The 23,236-nt window shown below is 47.4% G+C and carries 22 protein-coding genes; 13 read left to right on the forward strand and 9 right to left on the reverse strand.

Annotation, left to right across the window (positions count from 1 at the left end; all coding sequences use genetic code 11):
- Positions 1-105 precede the first annotated feature (105 nt).
- Entirely contained in the window at positions 106-1,062 is a 957-nt protein-coding gene (locus tag MKZ15_RS08800) for an EamA family transporter (protein WP_339821269.1), read from the forward strand.
- 67 nt (positions 1,063-1,129) lie between these two features.
- On the opposite strand, the gene MKZ15_RS08805 is transcribed toward MKZ15_RS08800, so the two are convergent.
- The 3 genes from MKZ15_RS08805 to MKZ15_RS08815 form a co-directional block, all read right to left on the reverse strand.
- Complete coding sequence (locus tag MKZ15_RS08805; RefSeq protein WP_339821270.1) at positions 1,130-2,194, reverse strand: hypothetical protein; 1,065 nt, start codon at positions 2,192-2,194, stop codon at positions 1,130-1,132.
- Positions 2,195-2,359: 165 nt separating this feature from the next.
- Positions 2,360-3,322, reverse strand: coding sequence for a YqhG family protein (locus tag MKZ15_RS08810; RefSeq protein ID WP_339821271.1), 963 nt, complete (start codon positions 3,320-3,322; stop codon positions 2,360-2,362).
- 9 nt (positions 3,323-3,331) lie between these two features.
- Positions 3,332-5,110: an SNF2-related protein gene (locus tag MKZ15_RS08815; RefSeq protein ID WP_155605107.1), complete on the reverse strand. Its 1,779-nt coding sequence runs from the start codon at positions 5,108-5,110 to the stop codon at positions 3,332-3,334.
- A 677-nt stretch (positions 5,111-5,787) separates the two neighbouring features.
- Here MKZ15_RS08815 and MKZ15_RS08820 point away from each other — a divergent pair.
- Positions 5,788-8,379, forward strand: a complete 2,592-nt coding sequence (locus MKZ15_RS08820; protein WP_339821272.1) for an adenosylcobalamin-dependent ribonucleoside-diphosphate reductase — start codon at positions 5,788-5,790, stop codon at positions 8,377-8,379.
- Between the two features lie 143 nt (positions 8,380-8,522).
- Here the strand turns inward: MKZ15_RS08820 and MKZ15_RS08825 are convergent, their stop codons facing one another.
- A complete protein-coding gene (locus MKZ15_RS08825) occupies positions 8,523-8,948 on the reverse strand; it encodes a helix-turn-helix domain-containing protein (RefSeq protein ID WP_339821274.1) in 426 nt (141 codons plus the stop codon).
- Positions 8,949-9,121: 173 nt separating this feature from the next.
- Here MKZ15_RS08825 and MKZ15_RS08830 point away from each other — a divergent pair, with 173 nt between their 5' ends.
- The 3 genes from MKZ15_RS08830 to MKZ15_RS08840 are packed head-to-tail and all read left to right on the forward strand — an operon-like array spanning position 9,122 to position 12,889.
- A complete protein-coding gene (locus MKZ15_RS08830) occupies positions 9,122-10,618 on the forward strand; it encodes a spore germination protein (protein WP_339821276.1) in 1,497 nt (498 codons plus the stop codon).
- Positions 10,619-10,631: 13 nt separating this feature from the next.
- Positions 10,632-11,777: a Ger(x)C family spore germination protein gene (locus MKZ15_RS08835; RefSeq protein ID WP_339821278.1), complete on the forward strand. Its 1,146-nt coding sequence runs from the start codon at positions 10,632-10,634 to the stop codon at positions 11,775-11,777.
- Positions 11,778-11,809: 32 nt separating this feature from the next.
- Positions 11,810-12,889, forward strand: a complete 1,080-nt coding sequence (locus tag MKZ15_RS08840; RefSeq protein WP_339821280.1) for an endospore germination permease — start codon at positions 11,810-11,812, stop codon at positions 12,887-12,889.
- A gap of 45 nt (positions 12,890-12,934) precedes the next feature.
- On the opposite strand, the gene MKZ15_RS08845 is transcribed toward MKZ15_RS08840, so the two are convergent.
- The 4 genes from MKZ15_RS08845 to MKZ15_RS08860 form a co-directional block, all read right to left on the reverse strand.
- Entirely contained in the window at positions 12,935-13,321 is a 387-nt protein-coding gene (locus MKZ15_RS08845; protein ID WP_339821282.1) for a helix-turn-helix domain-containing protein, read from the reverse strand.
- A gap of 137 nt (positions 13,322-13,458) precedes the next feature.
- Positions 13,459-14,154, reverse strand: coding sequence for a DsbA family oxidoreductase (locus MKZ15_RS08850; RefSeq protein WP_339821283.1), 696 nt, complete (start codon positions 14,152-14,154; stop codon positions 13,459-13,461).
- A gap of 49 nt (positions 14,155-14,203) precedes the next feature.
- Positions 14,204-14,860 carry an NAD(P)H-dependent oxidoreductase gene (locus MKZ15_RS08855; protein WP_339822367.1) on the reverse strand — a complete coding sequence of 219 codons (657 nt, stop codon included), beginning with the start codon at positions 14,858-14,860 and terminating at the stop codon, positions 14,204-14,206.
- A 41-nt stretch (positions 14,861-14,901) separates the two neighbouring features.
- Entirely contained in the window at positions 14,902-15,366 is a 465-nt protein-coding gene (locus tag MKZ15_RS08860) for a cupin domain-containing protein (RefSeq protein WP_339821285.1), read from the reverse strand.
- 407 nt (positions 15,367-15,773) lie between these two features.
- On the opposite strand from MKZ15_RS08860, the gene MKZ15_RS08865 reads away from it, so the two are divergent.
- Positions 15,774-16,274, forward strand: a complete 501-nt coding sequence (locus tag MKZ15_RS08865; protein WP_339821287.1) for a nuclear transport factor 2 family protein — start codon at positions 15,774-15,776, stop codon at positions 16,272-16,274.
- A gap of 76 nt (positions 16,275-16,350) precedes the next feature.
- Here MKZ15_RS08865 and MKZ15_RS08870 read toward each other — a convergent pair whose 3' ends face one another.
- A complete protein-coding gene (locus tag MKZ15_RS08870; RefSeq protein ID WP_339821289.1) occupies positions 16,351-16,959 on the reverse strand; it encodes a nuclear transport factor 2 family protein in 609 nt (202 codons plus the stop codon).
- Positions 16,960-17,361: 402 nt separating this feature from the next.
- Between MKZ15_RS08870 and MKZ15_RS08875 the strand changes: the two genes are divergently transcribed.
- The 7 genes from MKZ15_RS08875 to MKZ15_RS08905 all read left to right on the forward strand — a co-directional run bounded on the left by MKZ15_RS08875 (position 17,362) and on the right by MKZ15_RS08905 (position 23,228).
- Positions 17,362-18,003: a DsbA family oxidoreductase gene (locus MKZ15_RS08875; protein ID WP_339821291.1), complete on the forward strand. Its 642-nt coding sequence runs from the start codon at positions 17,362-17,364 to the stop codon at positions 18,001-18,003.
- 32 nt (positions 18,004-18,035) lie between these two features.
- Positions 18,036-18,758, forward strand: a complete 723-nt coding sequence (locus MKZ15_RS08880) for an alpha/beta fold hydrolase (RefSeq protein WP_339821293.1) — start codon at positions 18,036-18,038, stop codon at positions 18,756-18,758.
- A gap of 154 nt (positions 18,759-18,912) precedes the next feature.
- Positions 18,913-19,101, forward strand: coding sequence for an SDR family NAD(P)-dependent oxidoreductase (locus MKZ15_RS08885; protein ID WP_339821294.1), 189 nt, complete (start codon positions 18,913-18,915; stop codon positions 19,099-19,101).
- Positions 19,102-19,124: 23 nt separating this feature from the next.
- Positions 19,125-19,763 carry an SDR family NAD(P)-dependent oxidoreductase gene (locus MKZ15_RS08890; RefSeq protein ID WP_339821296.1) on the forward strand — a complete coding sequence of 213 codons (639 nt, stop codon included), beginning with the start codon at positions 19,125-19,127 and terminating at the stop codon, positions 19,761-19,763.
- Positions 19,764-19,832: 69 nt separating this feature from the next.
- Positions 19,833-20,819 (forward strand): oxidoreductase, encoded by a 987-nt coding sequence (locus tag MKZ15_RS08895; protein WP_339821298.1) that lies wholly within the window; start codon positions 19,833-19,835, stop codon positions 20,817-20,819.
- Positions 20,820-20,952: 133 nt separating this feature from the next.
- On the forward strand, positions 20,953-21,774 hold the full coding sequence (locus MKZ15_RS08900; protein WP_248553901.1) for an SDR family oxidoreductase: 822 nt from the start codon (positions 20,953-20,955) through the stop codon (positions 21,772-21,774).
- A 545-nt stretch (positions 21,775-22,319) separates the two neighbouring features.
- Positions 22,320-23,228 carry an ABC transporter permease subunit gene (locus MKZ15_RS08905; RefSeq protein ID WP_155605112.1) on the forward strand — a complete coding sequence of 303 codons (909 nt, stop codon included), beginning with the start codon at positions 22,320-22,322 and terminating at the stop codon, positions 23,226-23,228.
- Positions 23,229-23,236 lie beyond the last annotated feature (8 nt).

Raw genomic sequence — 23,236 nt, forward strand, 5'->3', positions numbered from 1 at the left:
GAACCATTTTACGCGAGAAGCCGAAGCATCTGTTCTGCATCGGTAAATCTGTTCTGTCTCCTTTCCTGTATGATACAGTTCAATAGGCGAAAGGGGAAGATCTTGATGATTCTGATCAACTATTTGATCGTATGTCTCATATTCGGCACCACTTTTTTAGCGATAAAGATCGGGGTGGACCACGCGGCGCCTCCGTTTTTCTCGGCGGGGATCCGTTTCCTCGCGGCCGGGGCGATCCTGTTTCTGTGGATGGTTTGGAGAAAAAAGGCCGATTTTGCCTTGCTGCTGCGCAAGGAAATGCTGGTGACGGGAGGTTTGCTGACCTTCGGGACGTTTAGTTTTCTGTACTGGGCGGAGCAATACGTGACCTCCGGAATCGCCGCGGTATTATCGGCTACGGGACCGCTGATGATTCTGCTGATGCAGATGATCGTGCTGCGGCAAAAAGCGACGAGACGAGCCGTTCTGGGCATAATCATCGGATTGGCCGGCGTCATGCTGCTCGTTCTGCCCAACCTGACCTCGGTCCAGGCCGAATCCCGCTGGGTCATCGGCTGCACGGCGATTTTGACTGGGGAAGTGCTTTACTCGATTGGCGCGCTGTATACTAAACGGGTCACCCAGAGTTACACCGAGGTGTCGCCGATTGCGCTGAACGCTGCGCAAATGATCTTCGGGGGCTTGTTACTGCTCATCCTGTCGGGCTTCACCGAACGGGTGACGGCCGAAGACCTTCTGCAGCCGTCCGCATTAGGCTCTCTGTTATATCTCATCGTGGTTGGTTCGATGGTGGGACACAGCCTGTTTTATTGGTTGGTAGCCAAGACCAACCCGGTGTTTCCGTCGACTTGGCTGTACGTATCGCCGCTCATTGCGATGACGATCGGCGTGCTGTTTTACGGGGAAACGGCCGGGTGGTTTGCGGTGTTGGGCGGGGTAACGATCATCGCGGGCACGGTGCTGACCAATCTGGACAGCTTGCGCCAACTGTTTCGCAGATCGGCAAGGTTGACTTCAGGCGCTGCAGGCGGGCCGGGGGCGGTTGGCCAAAAGGTCCGGTAGAGTCAACGCAGCAAAGGCGAGTCTGATGGAAGTTGTGCTTCCGGAGACTCGCCATTTGGTTAAAAAACTAGAAGGTGACGAATTTTCCACTTTCCATCAGAGCGTCCAGCGCGATTAGCCGAATGGCGGTATCGGTGCCAGTGATGACGTAAACGGCCTCGGCTTCGGCTTCAGCGGATGGCTCTGCCAAAGGGCTGTTGTTCGTCCAGGTTTGATAGCCGTAGACCGGAAGAGGAAAGGAATAAGTGCGTTCAGGACCGGAAGCGGCATAGACAAGCTGCCGGCTGGCTTTCAGCTTGCCGATGAAGGCATCCGACTTCAGCGCCAGCGGTTTGGCCGTCATCCATAACAGGTTGTCGTAGGGATCGAAGCGGGATGACGTGTAGACGATAGGGGCGGGCGATAATGGCGCGCGGCTGCTCGCAGCCAGCCGCGGCGGCGCGTAGCCGCCCGCCTGCTTGTCCCAGCTGCCCGTCGTTTCGGGCAGCCATTCGCCGTCGGCGGCATTGACGTATTGGGGTTCGCCGCCATCCGGCAGGCGAACCTTCCACGCGGCCAATGCCGGGCCGGCGTAGAGCGGGACGGCGGTCACCCGTCCCGCAGCGGCTGCGCCGAGGCCGCTCTGCCGGAGCGCAGCCTCGAGCAGCGCCGGGTCGAATACGGAATAGGTGCCCATTCCGTATTCGACCAGCTTGTAATCTCCGCTCTCGGTTGCGGAGATAATGAGGTAGCCGCGCGGGGCTGAAGCGCCCGGCGGCACCCCGGCTGCGCCGCCTTGGCCGCTGCCAGCGGCCGCCACCGTGACGAGCCAGCTGTGCGTGCCCGGCCCCAGCGGCTCAATGGCGGTGTCGGCGCCGGCCCATGCCGTAAACGGCTCGACCTGGGCCAGCTGGCCGACGGCCTCGGCGGCGAAGCGCCGCAGCGCCTCAGGCGCGGGTGCATCCGCTGCCGTCCCGAGCGTCGCCAACGCGGCCTGCCCGGTTCGCTCGCCGGCGGCTTCCGCCGTGCCCAGGCCGCCGTAGCCGCCCGCCAGCGGTAGACCGGCGCCTGATGCGCTATATAAGATGCTTGCGCATAAGAGAATTTTGCAAGTGGTGGTTAATATCTTTTGAGGTTTGCGTGCTTCCGGCATGGTATCGCCTCCCTAGCCATTCGTCAGGCCTCATCAGGCCTGGTTTCGATTGCTTGTCCATTGTACCGAAGCCGCCCCAAAAAGGATGTTGCAACCTGTCGCTTTGCATTGCGGCAAACGGCTTCTATTTTTGCGGTCTTTTAGCGAGATCAGTCTGATTTCTCGTCACCGCTGCGAACGCAGATGAAAGATGCCGCAGCCCAAGGCGGATACGACAATTCTCGGCTCATACTGCCAGCGGATTTCATCCCGTCTCGCTTCGTATTGCTCGCTGGCGCCTTGAGCCCGCTCGGGTTCGGGATCTTTCACGAGATCCTTGTAATAAGCGTCGATCAATGCTAACTCGTCGTTCAACCGTTCGCGGGCCTCCTGGGCCCAGCGGTCGTCATAAGCGGCAATCTGATCGGCAAGCCGCTGCTCAAGCACGGTGCGTCCGGCATCTAACGACAGCTTGGTTGGTTCGATATGGACGTTTTCGGGCAAGCGCGGAACCAGTTGTTTCGCCGCAATTCGGGTCTGAAACGACTCATCGACGGCGCCCGTCAGCAGGGAAACTCCGTAATAATGCAGCTCCTCGCGTTTCATATCGCAGCAGAATTCCACCTTGAAGCAGACGCCCAGCCAAGGCTCATAGGCGGCGGGCAGCAAGGCCATCCGTTGACGTTGCCCCGGCTCCTCGAACAAATACACATAACGGCCGCCTCTACGCGCTGCTTCAAAAATCTGTTTCAGCCGCGGGCTGCCAAATGTGAGCTCCTCGCGCTGAATCCGTCCCGGACCGAGTACCGGGAGCGGGCGGACCGCGCCAAAGTAGCGGCCGAGCAGCGTGTCCTCCTGTGCGGCTTCCATCTGCTGCTGCCCGGGTCCCGTTTGTTCCCGGGAGGCCTTCGCTTCTTCGGCCGCCCGGTGCGCCTCCGGTTCAAAAATAAACGAAAACGACATCGTTTCCGGCTCCGCTCCGGTCCGTTCGATGAACCCCCAGTAATAGGGACGGTTCGTTAAGTCCCGGTCCGCGCGAGGAGAGAGTTTCACGGTGACGTGATGTGGCGATTTCTCAAGGAACTGACATTCGGTTGCTTCCAGATAGGTCAGAACATACTCGCGTATCTGTTCAGAGGTCATGGACATAACCGCAGATCAACCTCCCAACAGCTGCTGCAGGCCGCCTTCGCTTTCGGTTCCTTCGGCTTCTGCATCCAGCTCGGATTTTATGGTGTGGAATTCGCGTCCCAGCGAATCGACGCGGCTGGCTATCTCCTCGTCACTGCCGGATTCGAGGATGATTTGGTAAATGCTTTTTTCCAGTGAATGTTGTTTTTCGAAACGCTCCAAAATCACGTCAAGATGGCCTATGACCAACTCGAACATATTGATCTTCTCGTGCAGCAGGTGGAGGATATGCTCCTCGATCGTGCCTTTGGTAGACAGATTGTAAATATTGACGTCGTTGGTTTGACCCAGCCGGTGCACCCGGCCGATCCGCTGCTCCACTCGCATCGGGTTCCAGGGCAGGTCGAAGTTGATCATCTGATGGCAAAACTGCAGGTTGATACCTTCGCCGCCCGCTTCGGTCGCGATCATCACCTGGGCCCGGCCGCGGAACAGGTCCATCATCCAATCTTTTTTGCCTCGGTTCATCCCACCCCGGTACGGAACCGCGGTCATTCCGCGGTCACGGAAGTACTTCAGCAGATACTCCTGCGTAGCCCGATACTCGGTGAACACGATCACCTTGTCATTCATTTCACGGATCAGCTCCATCGCTTTCTCCGCCTTGCTGTTCGCTTTGATCTGACGGATCAGGTCGACAAGATCCCAAATCCGATCACGGATCGGGGAATCAGGGGCAAGCTTCTTAGATAAATTAACCAATGTGACGAATACCGCATCCCGGCTGCTGCATACCTCGCGTTGCAGGGTGACCAGGGACAGCATGCTGTTGAGGTCGCCGCCAGCGGCGTTATATTGGTCTTTAATGAAGGAAGTAACCCCGTTGTACAGGTTCTTCTCTTCCTCGGACAGCTCTACGTCAATGTTGCGGACGATTCGCTTCGTGAATTCCAGCTCGCCGTCACCGCGCCGGTTGCGGATCATCACCTTGGCCAACTCATCCTTGAGCTGATTCTCGTTCTTCGGCTGTCGTTTGTCGACGACGAAATTGGCGGCAAATTCGCTTTGCCCGCCCAGTTGCCCCGGCTTAAGCAGCGTGATCAGGTTGAACAGCTCGCCTAGATCGTTTTGCACCGGAGTGGCAGTCAGGAGAAGGCAATATTTTTTTCGCAGCTGCAGCATGAACTGGTAGTTGGTCGTTTTCTTGTTCTTCAGCTTGTGGGCTTCATCTACGATGACCAGATCGTATTCATTATTGAGCAGAATATTTTTGTGCGGGTCGCGTTTGGCCGTGTCCATGGAGGCGACAACGACGTCGTTGTGCCAGGAATGCTCTTTCTTCTGCGCTACGGCCGGTATGCCGAACTTCTGATTCAGTTCCCGAACCCACTGTAGCACCAGGGATGCAGGCACCAGAATCAATACCTTCTTCACTAATCCGCGCACAATGTATTCCTTTAAAATCAAACCGGCTTCGATCGTCTTCCCAAGACCCACCTCGTCGGCGAGGATCGCACGCCCGCGCATTTCGAACAGGACCTTTCGAGCCGTTTCGGTTTGGTGCGGCAGAGGGGTGACGCCTTGCAGATGCTTCAAACATTGCATTTCTTCAAAGCTCGTGACAAGCGAAGCAGTTTCGGCCTCAAGGGCAAGGTTAAACAGCTTCCAATCGTCCCAGGGGCCGCCCTTTTGATGTCTCGATTCCAAGTCGCTGAACCAACTTCGGTCGAAGTCTACGGGGATCTGCAGATTCCATTCCGGCGGGACGACCGAATTGGGGGAAGGGCCGGGGGGATGAGGATTCATGATGTAAAACCTCCCATTTGATGCGTATTTGACTAGCTCTATTGCGGCTACGAAAGGATCCGAATCAGTCCATACCGCGTGCTTCTTGCAGACGTAGGTGTAGTATGGACGAAAAAGAAGGAGTTCATAACTTTGGAGAGGGGAGCGGGAGCGAAACGGAGCATCAGCTAGTGATATTGCTTGGGTTGACCGTTTTACATGATGATCCCGTTTGCTCAGATCAAAGCGATTTAGATGAACCGTTCGACCTCGACCTTGCTCCCTTAACGAAAGGGATAATCGCATGATGAAGCCTCCAGAGGCAGCTCTTCCGTTTTATAGCTTGGGTTGGAAATGGTTACATGGCGGTTTCATAGATTCAAGACCGAAAAATTGAGAGAACCGGAGCAAACGAGTGTTTGGGCCAGCAGCATTCGGAAAAAAGCCTAAAATTTCAAGCTGTCCCGCTGTGACAACGAGATATTGTATAGTATAATGGTATTCGCACACAATATATTGTGATTCATACATATGATAATACGGTTTATAGGGTGTGCGTAGCGGCTTTCAGGCAGGCGAATATCGGCTTGAAACAACGCTTTTTTCGTTTTTTTCGCCCGTTTTCGACTTCAAGATCCGGCGCGAATGACCGATATATTTACGAATCTTTGATCCAAACTTATAGGAGGGTGTTTTCTTTGAAAACTGTGCCAAAACAGCGCCTTGAGGGGCTAAGTGAAAAAATCTTCTTGGACCGGTACGCCTGGAAAGATGCGGACCCTAGTCACGCCAAAGTCGGCGACGTCGTCCTCGTTCTGACGAAGGATGATCCCAAATTCCCAACAAAGGAAGTTGGCGAAGTCGTTGCGCGTAAGGGTCGTAAGGTTACGGTGAAGACACGCCGGGGCGAGTTGGTCGAGTCCGACGTGGAGAAGCTGACCCTCAATATCGAGAAAACCCCTGAAGAAATGTGGGACCGCCTTGCTAAAGCGATGGCTTCCGTAGAGGAAACGCCGGAGCTGCAGAAGCAATGGGAAGAGAAGTTCCGCTATATCCTGGACGATTGGAAGCTGGTACCGGGCGGCCGGATTGCCGCAGGTGCCGGCGCCAGTGACGAGTTGACCTTGTTTAACTGTTACGTGATCCCATCGCCAAAAGACAGCCGCGGCGGCATCATGGAGACCTTGTCCGAAATGACCGAGATCATGGCACGCGGCGGCGGCGTGGGGATTAACCTCAGTTCCTTGCGTCCGCGCCGTGCGGTTGTTAAAGGCGTAAACGGCTCTTCGAGCGGCGCCGTATCTTGGGGAGGTTTGTTCAGCTACACCACCGGCTTGATCGAGCAGGGCGGCAGCCGTCGCGGAGCGCTGATGCTGATGATCAACGACTGGCATCCGGATGTCATGGACTTTATCACCGTCAAGCAGACGATGGGCCAGGTTACGAACGCGAACCTGTCGGTTTGCGTGAGCAACAGCTTTATGGAAGCGGTGAAGAAAGACCTCGATTGGGAATTGGTGTTCCCGGATACGACTTACGAGGACTACAACGAAGTGTGGGACGGCGATCTCGAGAAGTGGAAAGCGGACGGCCGCAGAGTGATCCACTATCGCACTGTCAAAGCGCGTGAGATCTGGCACACGATTATCGAGTCGGCTTGGAAATCCGCCGAACCGGGCGTTGTGTTTATGGAATATTACAACCAAATGTCCAACAGCTGGTATTTTAACCCGATCATTTGTACGAATCCGTGCGGGGAGCAAGGTTTGCCGGGTTGGGGCGTCTGCAACCTGTCGGCGATGAACTTGTCCAAGTTCTACGACGAAGAGAAACACGATGTCGCTTGGGACGAACTCGCCACAACGACGCGCTATTCGGTCCGTTTCCTGGACAACGTCATCAACAAAACGCCTTATCATTTTGAAGAAAACGAGAAGAACCAGAAGAAAGAGCGTCGCGTTGGCCTCGGGACGATGGGCCTGGCCGAGCTGATGATCAAGTTGAACATCCGTTACGGCAGCCCGGAATCGCTGGAATTCCTCGACAAATTATATGGCTTTATCGCCAAGGAAGCTTACCTGGCCTCCGCAGATATCGCGGAAGAGAAAGGTTCCTTCCCGGCTTTCGAAGCGGACAAATATTTGCAAAGCGGATTTATGAAAGTGATGACGGAAGTGTATCCGGAAGTTGGCGAAGCGGTTCGCACCAAAGGGGTCCGCAACGTCACGATCATCACTCAGGCGCCAACCGGCAGCACAGGGACGATGGTTGGAACCTCGACCGGGATCGAGCCTTATTTCGCTTTCAAATACTACCGTCAAAGCCGTCTCGGCTTCGACGAGCAGTTCGTGCCGATCGCGCAAGAGTGGATGGACGCGCATCCAGGGGAAGAGCTGCCGGATTACTTCGTGACCGCGATGAATTTGTCGGCGGAGGATCATATCCGCGTGCAAGCCGCGATCCAGCGTTGGGTCGACAGCTCCATCTCCAAAACGGCAAACTGCCCATCCGACTTTACCGTGGAAGAAACGGAACGTTTGTATGAACTGGCCTTCGACCTTGGCTGCAAAGGCGTAACGATCTACCGCGACGGTAGCCGTGACGTACAAGTCCTGCAAACGGAGAAGAAGGAAGAGAAACAAGAAGAAGCGGCAGCACCAGCAACGGTAGCCGTAACGGAACAGCCGGCAAGCGCTCCGGTTCAAGCCAGCAGCCCGAAAACGGCGGAACAGTACAAGAGACGCCCGCAAGTGCTCCATGGCGCTACTTATAAGATCAACACGCCGTTTGGCATGGCATATATCACGATCAACGATTTGAACGGTATTCCGGGTGAAATCTTCCTGAACGTAGGGAAAGCCGGTTCCGACGTGTTTGCGATGGCGGAAGCGCTTGGCCGCGTCTGCTCGCTGTTCCTGCGTTACGGCGACCACGGCGAGAAGGTGGAGCTGCTGATCAAGCATCTCAAAGGCATCGGCGGTACAGGCGCTATCGGCTTTGGTCCAAACCGCGTGGAATCGATCGCGGACGCGGTTGCTAAAGCGCTAGAGACGCACGTGCAAAACGGCCCGTACGGCGACCACGACCCGGCGCCGGTGGCAGCAACGATCGCACATCACGAGGAAGCCGCGCAAGATCATGGTACCGCGGACGGCTCGCACGGCGGCCACAGCCATGGCAGCGCGCCGGCCACCTCCCGCGACCTCTGCCCGTCCTGCGGCTCGGCCTCGCTCATCAACATCGAGGGCTGCAAGACTTGCAGCAACTGCGGATATAGTAAGTGCTCGTAGATTTGCATTGAATATTGGGAGAATTCCCTCATGCATATGGGGATGATAAAGGTTAAAAGTCCGAAGCAGATACTTACTGCTTCGGACTTTTTTTTGACAGAACAAATCGTTAGACAGCATTGTTATGAATCTTGAATCAAATCTCAGATTACATCAGGAGAATCCCATTTGGTTTTCCACAGATTAATTTCATTAAAAACTTTCAAAAAGGCCTCGCCTTTTGGAGTAATTGAATATTCCACCGACACAGGGACAGTCGGGTAAACCTGGCGTTTGATCATTTGGTGATTTTCTAAATTCCGCAAGGTATCTGTTAAGCCTTTGGTATTTACGTTCCCTAAGTTTCTACGTAGCTGATTAAAACGCTGAGATTCCTTTAACAACTCCGTAATCACTAAGAATGTCCATTTACCGGAGAGTAATTGTAGAGTTTCCGAGATCGACTCTATACAGCTATTTTCAAACTTTATGGATTCCATCACTCTTATCATCTCACATTCCTTTTTTGAAGTCAGACTAAAAAGTAAAGCTACATCAAGAAGTATAGTTAATTGTGGTGTGATTGTCACGGATAAGAACCGTCCATTTTGTCCTTATTTTCCTCGGAATGAATTCCTAATGTACACTGTGTGCCGTATTGTTTGAAATAACATGCTAATGGAAACGCTAGTAAAAAAAAGCGAGGAAGGGCATGACCCTTAGCTAAAGCAGTTTAAAGATGAACGGAGAGGTCATTCCAACCATGAGCTGGCATAAATTAAACTCAAATCAGCAACGAAATCATACATTGTCGGTAGAACAGGAAAAAAAGAAATTTAGTCCAGATATTAATGAGAACGATGAAGTATTCAAAACCATATTCCGGGATTGTTCAGATGTCGTTTATCGTGAGTTAATGATCAGTGGACAAACCAAGCTCCTCATGATTTATATCGATGGGATGATCGATACCGAAATTTTCGAATCCAATGTGCTTAGGCCGCTAATCTATGAAGGGGTTCCTCAGGGTCTTGGTACCATCGACAGTATCGCCAATATGTGCGAACAAAAGCTGTTTTCTCTTATGCAAATTTCTAGACTTCCCGATTTTGATGGAACTGTTGAAAGTATTTTAAAAGGAAGCGTCGCTATTCTAGCCGATGGTGATGCTACCGCATGCTTGGCCAACATTAAACAAGTCGAAACCCGCAGTATCGAAGAGTCTTCTGCTGAACCGACACTGCGGGGGCCTAGAGAAGGCTTTACGGAAAACCTCCGCGTGAATACGACGTTGCTTCGCCGAATCATTACAACACCAAAGCTCAAGATGAAGTCCATTACGATTGGTACTTTAACGAAAACGGAAGTAGTCATTTCCTATATCGAAGGAGTAGTAGAGCCTAAGCTGTTGGAGGAAGTTCAATATCGCGTAAATCAAATTGATACCAATGGAATTCTTGAATCCGGGTATATCGAGGAAGCGATCGAAGATACGCATCTTACTCCATTTCCGCAAATGTTGAATAGCGAGAGACCTGACGTTATTGCCTCCGGATTGCTAGAGGGCAAAGTAGCTATCTTAACCGATGGCACTCCATTTGCGTTGTCTGTTCCGATGACTTTCTGGACGGGGCTGCAAGCGCCAGATGATTATTATGAACGCTCTATGTACGTATTGATGACCCGTTTGCTTCGTTTTGTCTTTGTCATCTTCGGGACCACCACCTCAGCTCTCTATATAGCGCTATCCAATTATCATCAGGAGATGATTCCAACAAAATTGATGATCAGCATAGCGTCCCTTCGAGAACATGCGCCTTTTCCAACCATCATTGAAGTTTTTATGATGGAAGTTGTTTTTGAAGGGTTACGGGAAGCTGGCATACGCTTGCCTAAAACGATTGGTCCGCTTGTAAGTATCGTTGGCGCGCTTGTCATCGGGGAGGCCGCAGTACGCGCTGGAATTATTTCCGCGCCGATTGTAATCGTAGTATCGTTTGCCGGTATCGCCTCCTTTATCGTTCCGCGTTATCGATTTGGATTTCCACTTCGGATGCTGCGATTCCCGTTAATCATTCTAAGCGGCATGTTTGGTTTATTTGGCCTGGCAGCGGGAATGATCGCCATTTTAGCGCATCTGACTCGGTTAAGTCCGTTTGGAATCCCATATCTCACCCCGGTGGCTCCGCTGGTTCATGGATGGATCAAAGATTGGTTAGTACGTGCCCCTCGTAAACTTACAAAGTCCAAAGCCAAATGATAGGTGGATCCGCATGAAAATAGTATTGAAGATGAGCTCACCCCTGTTCTTGTTGTGTTTAATAACCGGTTGCTGGAGTTTGAATGAACCTGACCACCTCGCCTTTAATTTGGGAGATGGATGGGATATCGAGGACAACAGACATGTTCTAGTTACAACCCAAATCGCAATACCGGCAAATTCAGGCGGACTGGATGCTGGTGGGGGAGGGGAGGGGAAGAGGGCTTTTCAAACCATGAGTGCAAGCGGTACGAATCTTTATGATAGTTTGCATAATTTACAAAAGGAACTATCTAGAGAGATATTTGTAGGACATCGAGAGGTTTTGCTGATCGGACAGAAAATGGCAGAACACGGTATAGACAAACTCCTCGATGAAATCGTCCGTAATCCCAAATCAGAACTCCGATCGAAGGTATTTGTTGTGAAGGACGGACGAGCCAAAGATATTTTTACTACGGATCCAATCTTTGATCCATATACTCAAACATCACTGACGCGCCAAGAGGAGATCTTACATATTAGACATACTTATTTCCGGGATTTGCTGGCGGACTCCTTAAGTCGCGGGATTCACCCCATGGTGCCAGCCATAAGTTTATCGCCTTCTTCGAAGCCTCATTACGTCGGTTCGGCTATTTTAAACAGTAATAACCATTTGAAATTGGTCGGCTTCCTGGGCAGTCAGGAATCTGCCTATGCGAATTGGATTTCGAATAGACAAGACAGTCTTGTATCCGACTTCTTCATTCGGGAGAAAGAGAACAATATAAGCGTGATTCTGAAATTTTTGAAAAGTCAGATCCGTGCCAAAATGTCCGGGGACGATATTCAAATCCATATCCAACTCACGGGGAAAGGGAGTATCGTTGAGAATAATACGGAACTTGATCCCACAAAAGCTGCGGATCTAAAAATCATCGAAAAGGAACTGAAGAAGAATTTGCAGCAAGAGGTCACGAAGCTTATTGCCACTGTACAAGTCAAATATCGAACCGACATCTTTGGCTTCGGGAAGAAAGTACATCATCAGTTACCTAAGCAATGGAAGGGATATGAAGAGGAGTGGGATCGCATTTTTCCTGAACTCCAAGTATCAATAAACTTCAATGTTCGATGCGATGACCCTGGGCAATCCAATACATCGATGAAATATTAACCTTGGTTGAAATCATGAGGAGTAGACAAACGGTGAAAATAAAAGGGTCACAGCTTTTTTGGATACTTGCAACGACATATATTGTTATGGCAATTGGGGTTGTGTTGACTCCGACTGTATCCATCGTGCAGCAAGATGCATGGATCTCCTTGCTGGCTTCCGGAGCAGCAGGAGTGATTATTACGATCTTACTTGGAAAGTTAGCTCTCCTTCATCCAGATCAATCCTTGTTTCAGGTATGTTGGAAGCTTCTCGGGAAGTGGTTGGGGAGAATCATTTTCCTGCCGTATTTCTGCGCTTTTATCGGGATTACCTCCGTCGTTGTTCGTGCACAGGTTGATTTTATTCAAAGTATACTATTAAACGGAACGCCAACATGGGCAATTATGATCATATTATTTAGCATAACCTTTTATTTAACTCTGGGTGGGATTACGAATATTGGCCGATTTAGTGAAATTACGGGGCCAATCTTCTACTTTCTCATTTTTTTGAGCTTTATCTTAAATTGGGGGAATATCCGATTGGAGAGGCTCTTGCCCGTTTATGTTGATCACGGAGGACTGGAGATCGTACAAGGGATGGTTCCTTTTGCACCGTTGCTTGCGGGACAAGCGATTGTTTTGTTGGTATTATCATCTTTTATGACCGATCCCAAACAGGTTCCATCGCATGCGGTGGCTGCCGCTGGAATTGCTTCCTTTACAATTGTAATGTCAGTGGTGATGTGTATCGTCGTTTTAGGACCTGAACTAACGATGAAACTGAATACTCCTATTTTTGTAACGATAAGAGCAATTGATATTATGGATTTCATTCAGAATCTGGATGTGTTCTTTATATTTATAGCGATATTCGGTACCGTTATCAAATTATCTTCCTATGCTTTTGTGGCGAGCTATGAGATGTCTAAATGGCTGAATCTAAAAAACTGGAAGCCCATGGTTTGGTTTGTCGTACCCATTATTATGATTATTTCCATGAACTTACATGGGCCGACTTACATGGGAGTTTTCCTAAAAATATGGAGCATGTTTGTAGTCCCGATATGCGTAATCATTATTCCGTTGTTGTTATGGGTCACCTACCTCTTCAAGCGGAGCGACTCATAATCGGTCGATATGCTCAATTGTTTCCTGCATTATTGACGACCACAGTTATTGCGGCTCTGTCCTTTGAGTTTGTTCATTCCTTGGGGTTATCGGAGTGGAATGAGGAGAGTCCCATTCCTGTTTCCAGTGATTGATTTTTTGAAACACTTCGGAGAAAGCGAGTCCTTTCTCAGTTATCGAGTATTCAACCGTCACGGGGACAGTAGGGAATACGGTGCGTTTAATCATTTGGTGTTCTTCCAAATTTCTCAAGGTATCAGTTAAGCCTTTTGTGTTTAAATTCCCAAGATTTCTCCGTAATTGATTAAAGCGCTGTGGACCTTTCAAAAGTTCTGTTATCACCAAAAATGTCCACTTTCCAGATAGAAAATGTAAAACCTCCGATATTGATTCAACACAATCTATCTCAAACTTTGACGTATCCAAATTCATTCACCCCACATTTCATCCCTTAGTGGTATTATTGTCTTTTTAACGTATCTTTATTTGACGGATGCACTTTATGTCTTGAGAAATACAGAAAGGTGTCCCAAGGGTCGAAAGCCTGACCTGGGGCACCCTCTTGTTGATTAACAGAATCCGTCCTTACACATACCTACATCTTCCTCAGCAGCCTTATTCTTTACCTTGGCACGTTCTTCCCAAGCGTTCTGAAGGGCCTCGGTAAAGACAACTGCCGGCTGGGCTCCGGATACCGCATATTTTCCATCTACAAGGTAAAACGGGACTCCACTAATTCCTAATTTACTCGCTGTACGCTCGTCTTCCCTGACTGCATCGTGATAACGATCGCTATCAAGCATGTTTGCTGTTTCAAGTCGATCGAGACCGGCATGTTCTGCTATCGACAATAGCGTTTCTCTTTCCCCAATGTGCAGGGAATCGGTAAAGTAAGCTTTATACAACAATTCAAGAACAACATTTTCTTTGCCGAAACCCCTAGCGAAAAGAATTAGCCGATGCGAGTCCATAGAATTAGTATGCTTAACCGATTCGTAGTTAAAGACCAGACCTTCTTTTTTTGCACGCTCCGTAACAGCTATACTATCCTTTTTAGTGGACTCCGGCGTAGTGCCGTATTTCGCTGCTGCGATCTCAAACAAAGTCTTCTCAGGATAAATAGTAATCGATGGATCCAGTTCGAAGCTTCGATGCACGATTTCCACTTCATCGCGTTGGGCGAATTCACGCAATCCAGCTTCAAATCGGCGTTTACCGATGTAGCAAAACGGACAAACAATATCTGACCAAATTTCTACTCTCACGTTTTTTCCTCCCCACATAAGAAGATATAAAGATATTTATCTATTGATATCAAATGAACTGCACGATTTCCTCCAGAGGAAGCCTTCTTTTAGGTCGCTTTGGATTTTCTTTCCTATAACCAAAGGCAACCATGACACTTAAACCAAATTCGTCGTCTCCAAGTAATCCTTTTTTACTGAGGAGATCATTTACGGCATCCAGATCGAAACCCTCCATGGCACAGGAATCAATACCGATGTATGCCGCTGCGGTCATCATATTGCCCATTGCCAAATACGTTTGTTTGGATGACCAGTCCAATAATGCCCGCTCTGTATCAAGATGAAGGTCATTGTAAAACTGAGCATAAGCTGGAGCCAAGTTCTGATAAATTTCTAATGGCATCCCATTATCTTCTGTTAAATGCTTCACAAGATAGGGGTTACTATGAGTGAGTCCTTTTCTAGCTAAAATGAGAACGAAATGGCTTGCTGTCGGCAACTGCCGAATTGCACCTGATGCAAGTGGAGCTAACTCTTTTCTAAATTCAGGGTTTTGTATAACAAGGAACTTCCATGGTTCATTATTTCCTGAGCTCGGTGAAAGCCGTGCTGCCTCGAGAATGAATTGGAAATCATCATCGGAAATTTTCTTTGTTGTATCGAATTCTTTGGTCGCATGACGGAAGTAATAAGCGTCGATTAGCTCTTTTTTCTTTGTCTCGATATCCATTTGTAGGAACCTCCAATATATTGAATGCAAATTAATTATTGGGTTTGAAGTAATGGGGGACCCATAATGATCGTATCGTTATCTGCCGCAACGTCAACGATTGCTTCAAGTGAGTGTTTGCTGATTTCTTTGAAAAAATCGTCGATCCCGCCAGGTGTGAAAATGAATAGGAGTCGTCCCGTTTCGGTTCCAACATTAGCCCATACGTGTGGTAATCCGCGTGGAACAGTGACGGTTGTCCCAGGCGTAGCAATAAAGTCCTCGTCACCGCATTGGAAACGAAAAGTCCCTTCTAGTATCTCAAATGTTTCTTCACGTTCATTATGAATATGCTTTGGAGGTCCCATCAAGGCAGGAACCCTAGCCTCTATTATGCTTAGCGTTCCTCCAACTAGGTTGCTGTGAAGGCGAATAGCCATTTTTTCTCCTGGCATGGTATTAAACCATTCAAGATTCTCGACTCGTGAGACTATCGGTTTCGTATTGCTTGCTTTTGTCATTTTGATCAACATCCTTTTTATTATTTAAGAGGATATCCGCCTTCTCAGATATAATCTGAGGAAAAATAGCACTCATTGATGAGCACCAGTTCTCAAGAAGCTCCATCTCCTTTATGCATTTATTTCGTGGAGTCCATCTCCATGCAAAAACAATAGCAGGTGTTAGTTTTTTTTGTAAGAACGATATTTTTTTATACGTGCTTTATAAAAATAAAGCTATGTTGTAATGCTTAGGACAACTTCCGTATTTTCGTAATTGGATAACTTTATTTTTTTACAGTTTGTGCCCTGTTTCTACAGCATGTATAAAAAATATGCCTCCTTACAAAAAAAAACGCACCTGTTAAAGTAAATGCAAGGTTCGGCTACTTTTGCGAAAGAACCAAAATAAAAAAGGGAGTGACATTATGTCAATCAAAGAAGAAGATACTCTTCTGAATAGAATCAGTGAACTCGAAAAGAAGTACAAACGTTTAGAGGATCTTGAAGAAATCAAAAAACTGAAGGCTCGCTATTTCCGCTTCGTTGATGAAAAGAATTGGCCCGGATTTGCGGATCTGTTCACAGTAGACGCCAATATTTACCCAGATGGTTATCTATTCAAAAATTCGCAAGAGATGGCTTCTGTGATTAATAGTATGGTTGAAGCAGTTCCTTCGGTACACCATGGTCATATGCCAGAAATTGAATTTATCGACGATGATAATGCTCAAGGAATCTGGGCAATGGAGGATTTGTTTACATTCCCAGCAAACAAAGAAGGAGTACCTGAAGGCCATAACGGTTATGGTCAATATAGAGAGACTTATCGTCGTGTGAACGGAGATTGGAAAATCAGCAGTTTGATCCTGACTCGATTCCGGATGGACCCTCTCGAGCATTGGGACCTTGAGAAAGATACCAAATAAATGGGTTTAGCAAAACCCCGATAACACTCGTAAAAAGTGTTGTCGGGGTTTCGTTTGATCACTCAGCTATCGTATATTACTTACCGGTTACAGGGTCCGTGTTGGGATCCCAGTTTTTCAGGGGATCCATGCGGAACCGTGTCAGCTCCATACTGCTGATTTTCCAGACACCATTCACTTTTCTGTAAGTTTCATGATATTGACCGTATCCGTTGTGCCCTGGAGGAGAACCTTTTTTATCAGGGAAGGTCAATAAATCCTCCATAGCCCAAACCGCCTTCGCGTTATCTTTGTCAATTATCTCAATCTCAGGCATATGACCATGATGAACGGTTGGTGCATCACCTACAAGATCTCCGATCATCTTAGCAAATGCCGGTCCTCCGCCAGGATATTCGGCTCCATCAGCTATAATCTTAGCATCATCTGTAAAGAGGGTTGCAAGGTCCGTCCATTTTTTTTCATCTACAAAACGGAAATAACGTGCCTTTACCTGCTTGATTTGCTCAATGTCCTCTAAGCGTTGATATTTTTCTTCAAGTTCATTAATTTTTGCTTGCAGCTCTTGAAGATTTTGATCTGCTGCGTGAACAACGTGCTCCTGATTATTTTTTGCGGACCATCCGGAAATAATCAGAACACCTAAAACAACTAGACTCATAAAAAACTTTTTATTGGTTAGCATTGTTACACGTCCTTTAGTTGAATTTTTTTCGTCACAGCATATTTCTTTTTCTAAGTGACATGTGGTCAAAAACTATATTCGATATGATCCAGATGAACTACAGGTGGATGAATAATGTTTTGTGTCGCATCGTTGAACAACCTCTCTTGTAAGTTTAGAGCTTCAATCGCCCCGAGGACAACTATATCAGCAGTTTTTATTTATTGTAAGAAGGCAACTTTTTTTAATATACTTTATTAAATTAAAGTGTAAGGGATGGTCAGTATTCTAAGAAAAAATTAGTCGCGGATCACCGCGGCTTTATTTTTTTAAAGTATATAAAAAAATATTGCCTTCTTATTCAAGAAATTAATTCCTGATATAGTGGACCCCGAGGCAACGTGAAGCAAAGGAGGTGCGAAAATGAAAGTAGAAGTTTGGACAGATATGATATGTCCATTTTGTTATATAGGTAAACGTCGTCTTGAAACAGGATTAGATGAGCTTGCAAATCCCCACGCAGTAGAGATCGTTTATCGAAGCTTTGAAATGAACCCAAACATGGAGATTAATCCGTTGGATGATGTTTACGGGATAGCTGCTTCGAGAAATGGATCTACACGTGAACATATGAAATCATTGCTTGGGGAAATTTCAAAGCGCGCGGAACAGGATGGTCTTAAATTCAACTACGATTCAGCTAAGATGACTAACACATTTAATGCACATCGTCTGCTGAAATTTGCGAAGCAATTTAGTAAAGCGGATGAGATGATCGAGAGGTTATACCGGGCGTATTTTACGGATTCGATGCATATTGGAGATGTGTCTACATTACTTGACCTTGCGGTTCAGACTGGTTTGGATGCTGTAGATACAGCAGAGATGTTAGCTAGCGATCGATTTAGTATAGAGGTAAGGGCAGATGAAGATGCAGCTAAGAAAACAGGATTGCACGGTGTTCCTTATTTTGTTATTAATGACAAATATGCGATCAGCGGAGCTCAATCGGCGGAGGTGTTCATACAAGTACTGCAGCAAGCTTGGAACGAAGAAAGACACTGAACTGATGTAATTAATTATTAGGAGTGATAGAAATGAGTACATTTGTACTCGTACATGGATCGTGGCATGGTGCTTGGTGTTGGGAGAGAATTATTCCTATGCTTGAAAAAGAGGGGCATAGAGTAATTGTGTTTGATTTACCAGGTCATGGTCTGGATTATACACTGAATTCCGAGATTAATTTGAAAAGTTATACGGATCGCCTATGCGCTATTTTAGAGAAGGAGATCGATAAGGTTATTTTAGTCGGACACAGCATGGCGGGGGTCGTCATTAGCCAGACTGCGGAGTACCTTCCCCATAAAATCGAAAAGCTGGTTTATTTAAGCGCATTTCTTCCGGAGAGCGGTCAGACCTTGTTTGATGCATTCGGCAGTGTAGATCTAGGGCCAGAAGCTCCTAAGGCTGTATTTATCGATGAAGAACAAAAATATATTGGACTTAGAGATGAAGAGATACGGAGCCACTTTTTTGCAGATTGTACGTTTGATGACTTTACCTATGCAAAAGAAAAGCTTTGTCTAGAGCCGCTGATCCCGTCGATTACGCCTGTCCAACTCACGGATGAGAAATTTGGTTCCGTACCTCGTGTATACATCGAGGCGCTTAAAGACAGAGCCATTCCCATTCGATTACAACGAGCAATGTATTCTAAGGTGCCATGCGAACGAATTATCACCATAGATTCAGATCATTCGCCATTCTTCTCGCATTCGGAAGAATTAACTTCTCATTTGATTCAGCTAACAAAATAAGTCATTCATTAATATAAACCAAAACAATGCGCAATAATTTCAGGCTTTATTTTTCTAAAGCATGTTTAAAAAAAGTGCCTTCTTATATGAAAAAACAGAACTGCTATAGTAACACCGAGGCAACCAAGCCAAAAAAACGGAAAGAGGTATTCAAATGATGCAGGAACAAAATAACATTCCCGTTTGGCTAATTACGGGCACTTCCAGCGGCGTTGGGAGGACTTTAGCAGAAGCGGTTTTGAATCATGGTCATCGTGTTGTATTGACGGCACGGAACCTGGAATCTCTCAAGGATCTTGCGGATCGTTTTCCGGATACGGCCCACGCTCCGCACTCGATGTAACTGATCCCAAGCAGGTCCTGAAAGTGGTTGAAGAAGCAGAAAACAAATTTGGACGGATTGACGTTCTCGTGAATAATGCGGGGATTGGTTATAGTTCCGCAATTGAAGAGGGAGAAGATGATGCGATTCGATCTCTTTTCGAAACGAACTTCTTTGGTCTCGCTTCAATGATACGCGCCGTTCTTCCGGGCATGCGTGAAAGGAAACAAGGTACAATCGTTAATGTCTCCTCCAATAGTGGAGTAGTAGCGATGCCATCGCTTGGTTACTATAGCGCGAGCAAGTTCGCTGTTGAAGGATTGACGGAAGCTCTTTGGCAAGAGGTAACGCCACTAGGCATAAAGGTTTTGCTACTGGAGCCAGGAGGTATGAAAACAGGAATTTTGCAGAAGAACCGTCAGAGCGTCCGTAATCCGGCCTATGCGGAAACTTCAGGTGCAGTGAGGGATCTTCTGGAAAAGCAAGGGGATAGCTTACTGACGGGTGATCCAGAGAGAATAGCCAAGGTGATTATAAAGACGGTTGAACTGGAGGATAAGCCTAATCGACTTATACTTGGGAATGCTGCCTTTGACCAAATCATGCAGAAACTTGATGACTTGAAGACGGAGTACAGCGCTTGGGAAACCATTTCTCGCAGTACAGATTTCCCGGAAAACTAATACAGAACAGTAGTGTAATTAGGCAGACTGGTATTAGCGGTGGTCTGGCCCATCATGGAGGTTAAAGATATGAAGTTGCAAAATCATTTCGAACAACAAAGGCCTATTTCCTCTGGTTTTGGACCAAGAACGACGGCGAAAGAAATATTAGTTGGTCAGAATCTGACGGGTAAGATCGCTATCGTGACCGGCGGTTATTCCGGTCTGGGCCTTGCAGCTGCAAGAGCTCTTGCAACTGCAGGAGCAACGGTTATTGTACCTGCCCGCACTCCGGAAAAAGCGCAAGCCGCGCTTAACGGAATTCCTGGTGTGGAACTGGAACAATTGGACCTTATTGATCCCGTTTCAATTGATGAATTTGCCAGTCGATTTCTCGATTCTGGACGTCCTTTACACATTTTAATCAATGCCGCAGGCATTATGGCGGCTCCACTTGCTCGCGATTCGCGAGGGGTTGAATCCCATCTAGCGGTCAACCATTTAGGACATTTCCAGCTTGTGTCGAAGTTATGGCCAGCGCTTAAGAAGGCGGGAGGTGCCAGAATTGTTTCTGTATCCTCACGCGCCTTACAACTAAGTGCCTTCCATTTTGAAGATCCCAACTTCAATACGCGGGAATATGACAAATGGCTTGCGTATGCACAGTCGAAGACAGCTAACGCTTTGTTCGCCGTAGCGATGGACATGCGCGGAGAGGCACACCGTGTTCGGGCATTTTCCGTTCATCCGGGAACGATCCTCACGGATTTAGCCCGTCATTTGACTGATGACGAATTACGTGCAATGGGCGCTTTAAACGAACTAGGAGAACGCGGTTTTACGGAGTACAACGATGAAATCAAAACGATTGAAGAAGGAGCTGCCACTTTAATCTGGTGCGCGGTTCATCCTCAACTAGACGGAAAGGGCGGTGTATACTGCGAGAATGGAGATATTGCGGTTATTACTGACAAACCCCACACTCCTGGCGTATTTGAGTGGGCAGTCAATCCCGCAGACGCTGAGCGGCTATGGAAATTAAGTGAAAAATTAACAGGAAATAAATTCACGATTTAAAAATACTTTGAAGTTTGACGCAGAGGAATGGGGGAAATAGTTCAATCAACCACCCTTCACTGCCTCGCTATAAGAGTAGAACCAAGTACAACGTGAATTCTTGCGTGGACTTATACCTAAGGAGATAATTTACATGCAAACGAAAACGATTTTTATTACAGGAACCAGCTCGGGACTCGGGAAATTGACCGCTATTCATTTTGCCAAGATGGGCTGGAAAGTCGCTGCAACCATGCGTACTCCCGAGAAAGAAAACGAGCTCACCCAGTATAGTAATATCAAGCTGTTCAAGCTTGACGTTACGAATTTGGCTGAAGTGGATTCTGCCGTGAATGACGCTATTGTGGCCTTCGGGAAGGTAGACGTGGTAGTTAATAATGCTGGGATGGGTTCTTACGGAGCACTTGAGTTAGCTACAGAGGATACGATCGATTGGCAGTTTGCAGTGAATACACGGGGACCGATCAATGTAATGCGCAAATTCCTGCCTCATTTTCGAGCCGTCGGCGGCGGGATGTTTATCAACATCAGTTCCTTTATGGGCATCACAACGGCAGTTCCTCTGGGTTCACTTTACAATATGTCGAAGTTTGCACTTGAGGGTTTGACGGAGGGGTTGTATTACGAACTCAAGCCCCTGAACATCGAGCTTCGGCTAATTGAACAAGGCGGTTCTACGGGTAACAACTTTACTCATAGCATTCGATGGAACAAGGACGAGCGAATTAAAGACTATGATTACTATATGGACAAAGTTCAAGCGATGATGTCTAATCCTGATCCAAGTCAGTTGGACGATCCGCAAACTATCGTGGATGCCATTGCAGCACAAGCAACAGGGGCAAGCACCCAATTCCGGACAATCGTCGGTGAAGCTGGCAAGAATCTAATGGCCCTTCGGAACTCGGTTCCGATTGAGCAATATTTGGAAACTATTGCGAAAAATTATAATTAACTTCATGTGGGACTTATCCCATCTATTTGTCGGATACGGGCAGGGATGATGAAGAAATACCGATAAGCATATAACCGTATAAAGCTGTCAACTCCGTACCGTTTAACCGGCAAGGTTGTAATACCTTGCTGGTTAAACGGTATTTTGTTCCGGAATGACCCCAACAGAGAGAAGTCGATTCAATATTATGGAAAGCTATATAAACCAATTAATAATAACATGAATTGGTACGGATGAACGACTACAGGACGGTAATCTGCCACACTTAGGCTCCGATGTATATATTAAATATACACATTATGGTTTGTGGTTGTTGGAGGGTCTTTAGTACCAAATTTCCGTAATAATTCGCGTGTTAGGTTTCGCTTTACAAAGAATGATGGAATTTTTCTTATAGTATATTGAATATATTCATTTATATCGAATATTTATAATCAACCAAATGAAACCGCTTGCAAGAGAGGGGTGGGAACACTAGGCTACCGGTTTATGGATTGGCGGTTCTATAGAATCGACCTGATGATGATCTAGGAGGTGATCGGAGCATGGTACCCAATAGATTAAGGAAAGTATGGTATTTCAGGCATATCTATTTGTTTTTGCTTCCCGCTATCATCTGGTTTCTGGTTTTTGCTTACTATCCGATGTACGGCATTTTGATAGCGTTCAAAGATTTCAAATACAACCTGGGCATATTGGGGAGTCCGTGGGCAGGCTTTAAGTATTTCGAACAGTTCTTACACGATTCCAGTTTCTACGAAGTCCTCCGCAATACGTTGTCCATCAGTGCCCTGAAACTTGTATTTGGATTTCCAGCTCCATTGATCTTGGCTTTGATGTTAAATGCCGTGATGCACGAAAAAATCAAAAGAGTGTTTCAAACGATTTCTTATTTGCCGCACTTCGTTTCGTGGGTTGTCGTCGTGACTTTACTCCAAAAAATTCTGTCTCCGAACGTAGGGCTGATCAATGACATTCGCTATCAAATGGGTTTGGATCCGATCTTTTTTATGGGGAAGCCGGAGTTATTCTATCCTTTGGTTCTCATTTCCGACGTTTGGAAAGGGGTAGGATGGGGCTCCATCATCTATTTAGCCGCGTTAACGAATATCGACCCGCATTTGTATGAAGCTGCGGAAATCGACGGGGCGGGAAGATGGAGTAAATTATTCAAAATTACGCTGCCTTGCCTAACGCCGACGATCGCGATCCTGCTGATCTTTTCCCTCAGCGGAATCCTGAACGCGGGCTTTGACCAAATTTGGCTGATGCAAACTCCAGCTACCTTAGGCGTTTCCGAGATATTGGACACGTATGTGTTGAAAACAGGACTCCAACAAGGGCAACTCGCTTATTCCACGGCAATCGGCTTATTTAAATCCGCGATCTCGTTACTGCTTATTGTGGCTGTCAATCATATTTCAAGACGTGTGAGCGAGGTATCGCTATGGTAAGGGGCTTC

Origin of the sequence: Paenibacillus sp. FSL R7-0216 (genome assembly GCF_037969915.1) — a bacterium.
Lineage (GTDB): Bacteria > Bacillota > Bacilli > Paenibacillales > Paenibacillaceae > Fontibacillus > Fontibacillus rhizolycopersici.

Excerpts from the sequence above, each read along its gene's own strand:
- MKZ15_RS08810 (WP_339821271.1), bottom strand. The coding sequence starts at position 3,322 with ATGTCCATGACCTCTGAACAGATACGCGAGTATGTTCTGACCTATCTG.
- MKZ15_RS08800 (WP_339821269.1), top strand. The coding sequence starts at position 106 with ATGATTCTGATCAACTATTTGATCGTATGTCTCATATTCGGCACCACT.
- MKZ15_RS08865 (WP_339821287.1), top strand. The coding sequence starts at position 15,774 with ATGTCAATCAAAGAAGAAGATACTCTTCTGAATAGAATCAGTGAACTC.
- MKZ15_RS08905 (WP_155605112.1), top strand. The coding sequence starts at position 22,320 with ATGGTACCCAATAGATTAAGGAAAGTATGGTATTTCAGGCATATCTAT.
- MKZ15_RS08880 (WP_339821293.1), top strand. The coding sequence starts at position 18,036 with ATGAGTACATTTGTACTCGTACATGGATCGTGGCATGGTGCTTGGTGT.
- MKZ15_RS08860 (WP_339821285.1), bottom strand. The coding sequence starts at position 15,366 with ATGACAAAAGCAAGCAATACGAAACCGATAGTCTCACGAGTCGAGAAT.
- MKZ15_RS08895 (WP_339821298.1), top strand. The coding sequence starts at position 19,833 with ATGAAGTTGCAAAATCATTTCGAACAACAAAGGCCTATTTCCTCTGGT.
- MKZ15_RS08805 (WP_339821270.1), bottom strand. The coding sequence starts at position 2,194 with ATGCCGGAAGCACGCAAACCTCAAAAGATATTAACCACCACTTGCAAA.
- MKZ15_RS08875 (WP_339821291.1), top strand. The coding sequence starts at position 17,362 with ATGAAAGTAGAAGTTTGGACAGATATGATATGTCCATTTTGTTATATA.
- MKZ15_RS08835 (WP_339821278.1), top strand. The coding sequence starts at position 10,632 with ATGAAAATAGTATTGAAGATGAGCTCACCCCTGTTCTTGTTGTGTTTA.
- MKZ15_RS08870 (WP_339821289.1), bottom strand. The coding sequence starts at position 16,959 with ATGCTAACCAATAAAAAGTTTTTTATGAGTCTAGTTGTTTTAGGTGTT.
- MKZ15_RS08885 (WP_339821294.1), top strand. The coding sequence starts at position 18,913 with ATGATGCAGGAACAAAATAACATTCCCGTTTGGCTAATTACGGGCACT.
- MKZ15_RS08845 (WP_339821282.1), bottom strand. The coding sequence starts at position 13,321 with ATGAATTTGGATACGTCAAAGTTTGAGATAGATTGTGTTGAATCAATA.
- MKZ15_RS08830 (WP_339821276.1), top strand. The coding sequence starts at position 9,122 with ATGAGCTGGCATAAATTAAACTCAAATCAGCAACGAAATCATACATTG.
- MKZ15_RS08900 (WP_248553901.1), top strand. The coding sequence starts at position 20,953 with ATGCAAACGAAAACGATTTTTATTACAGGAACCAGCTCGGGACTCGGG.
- MKZ15_RS08815 (WP_155605107.1), bottom strand. The coding sequence starts at position 5,110 with ATGAATCCTCATCCCCCCGGCCCTTCCCCCAATTCGGTCGTCCCGCCG.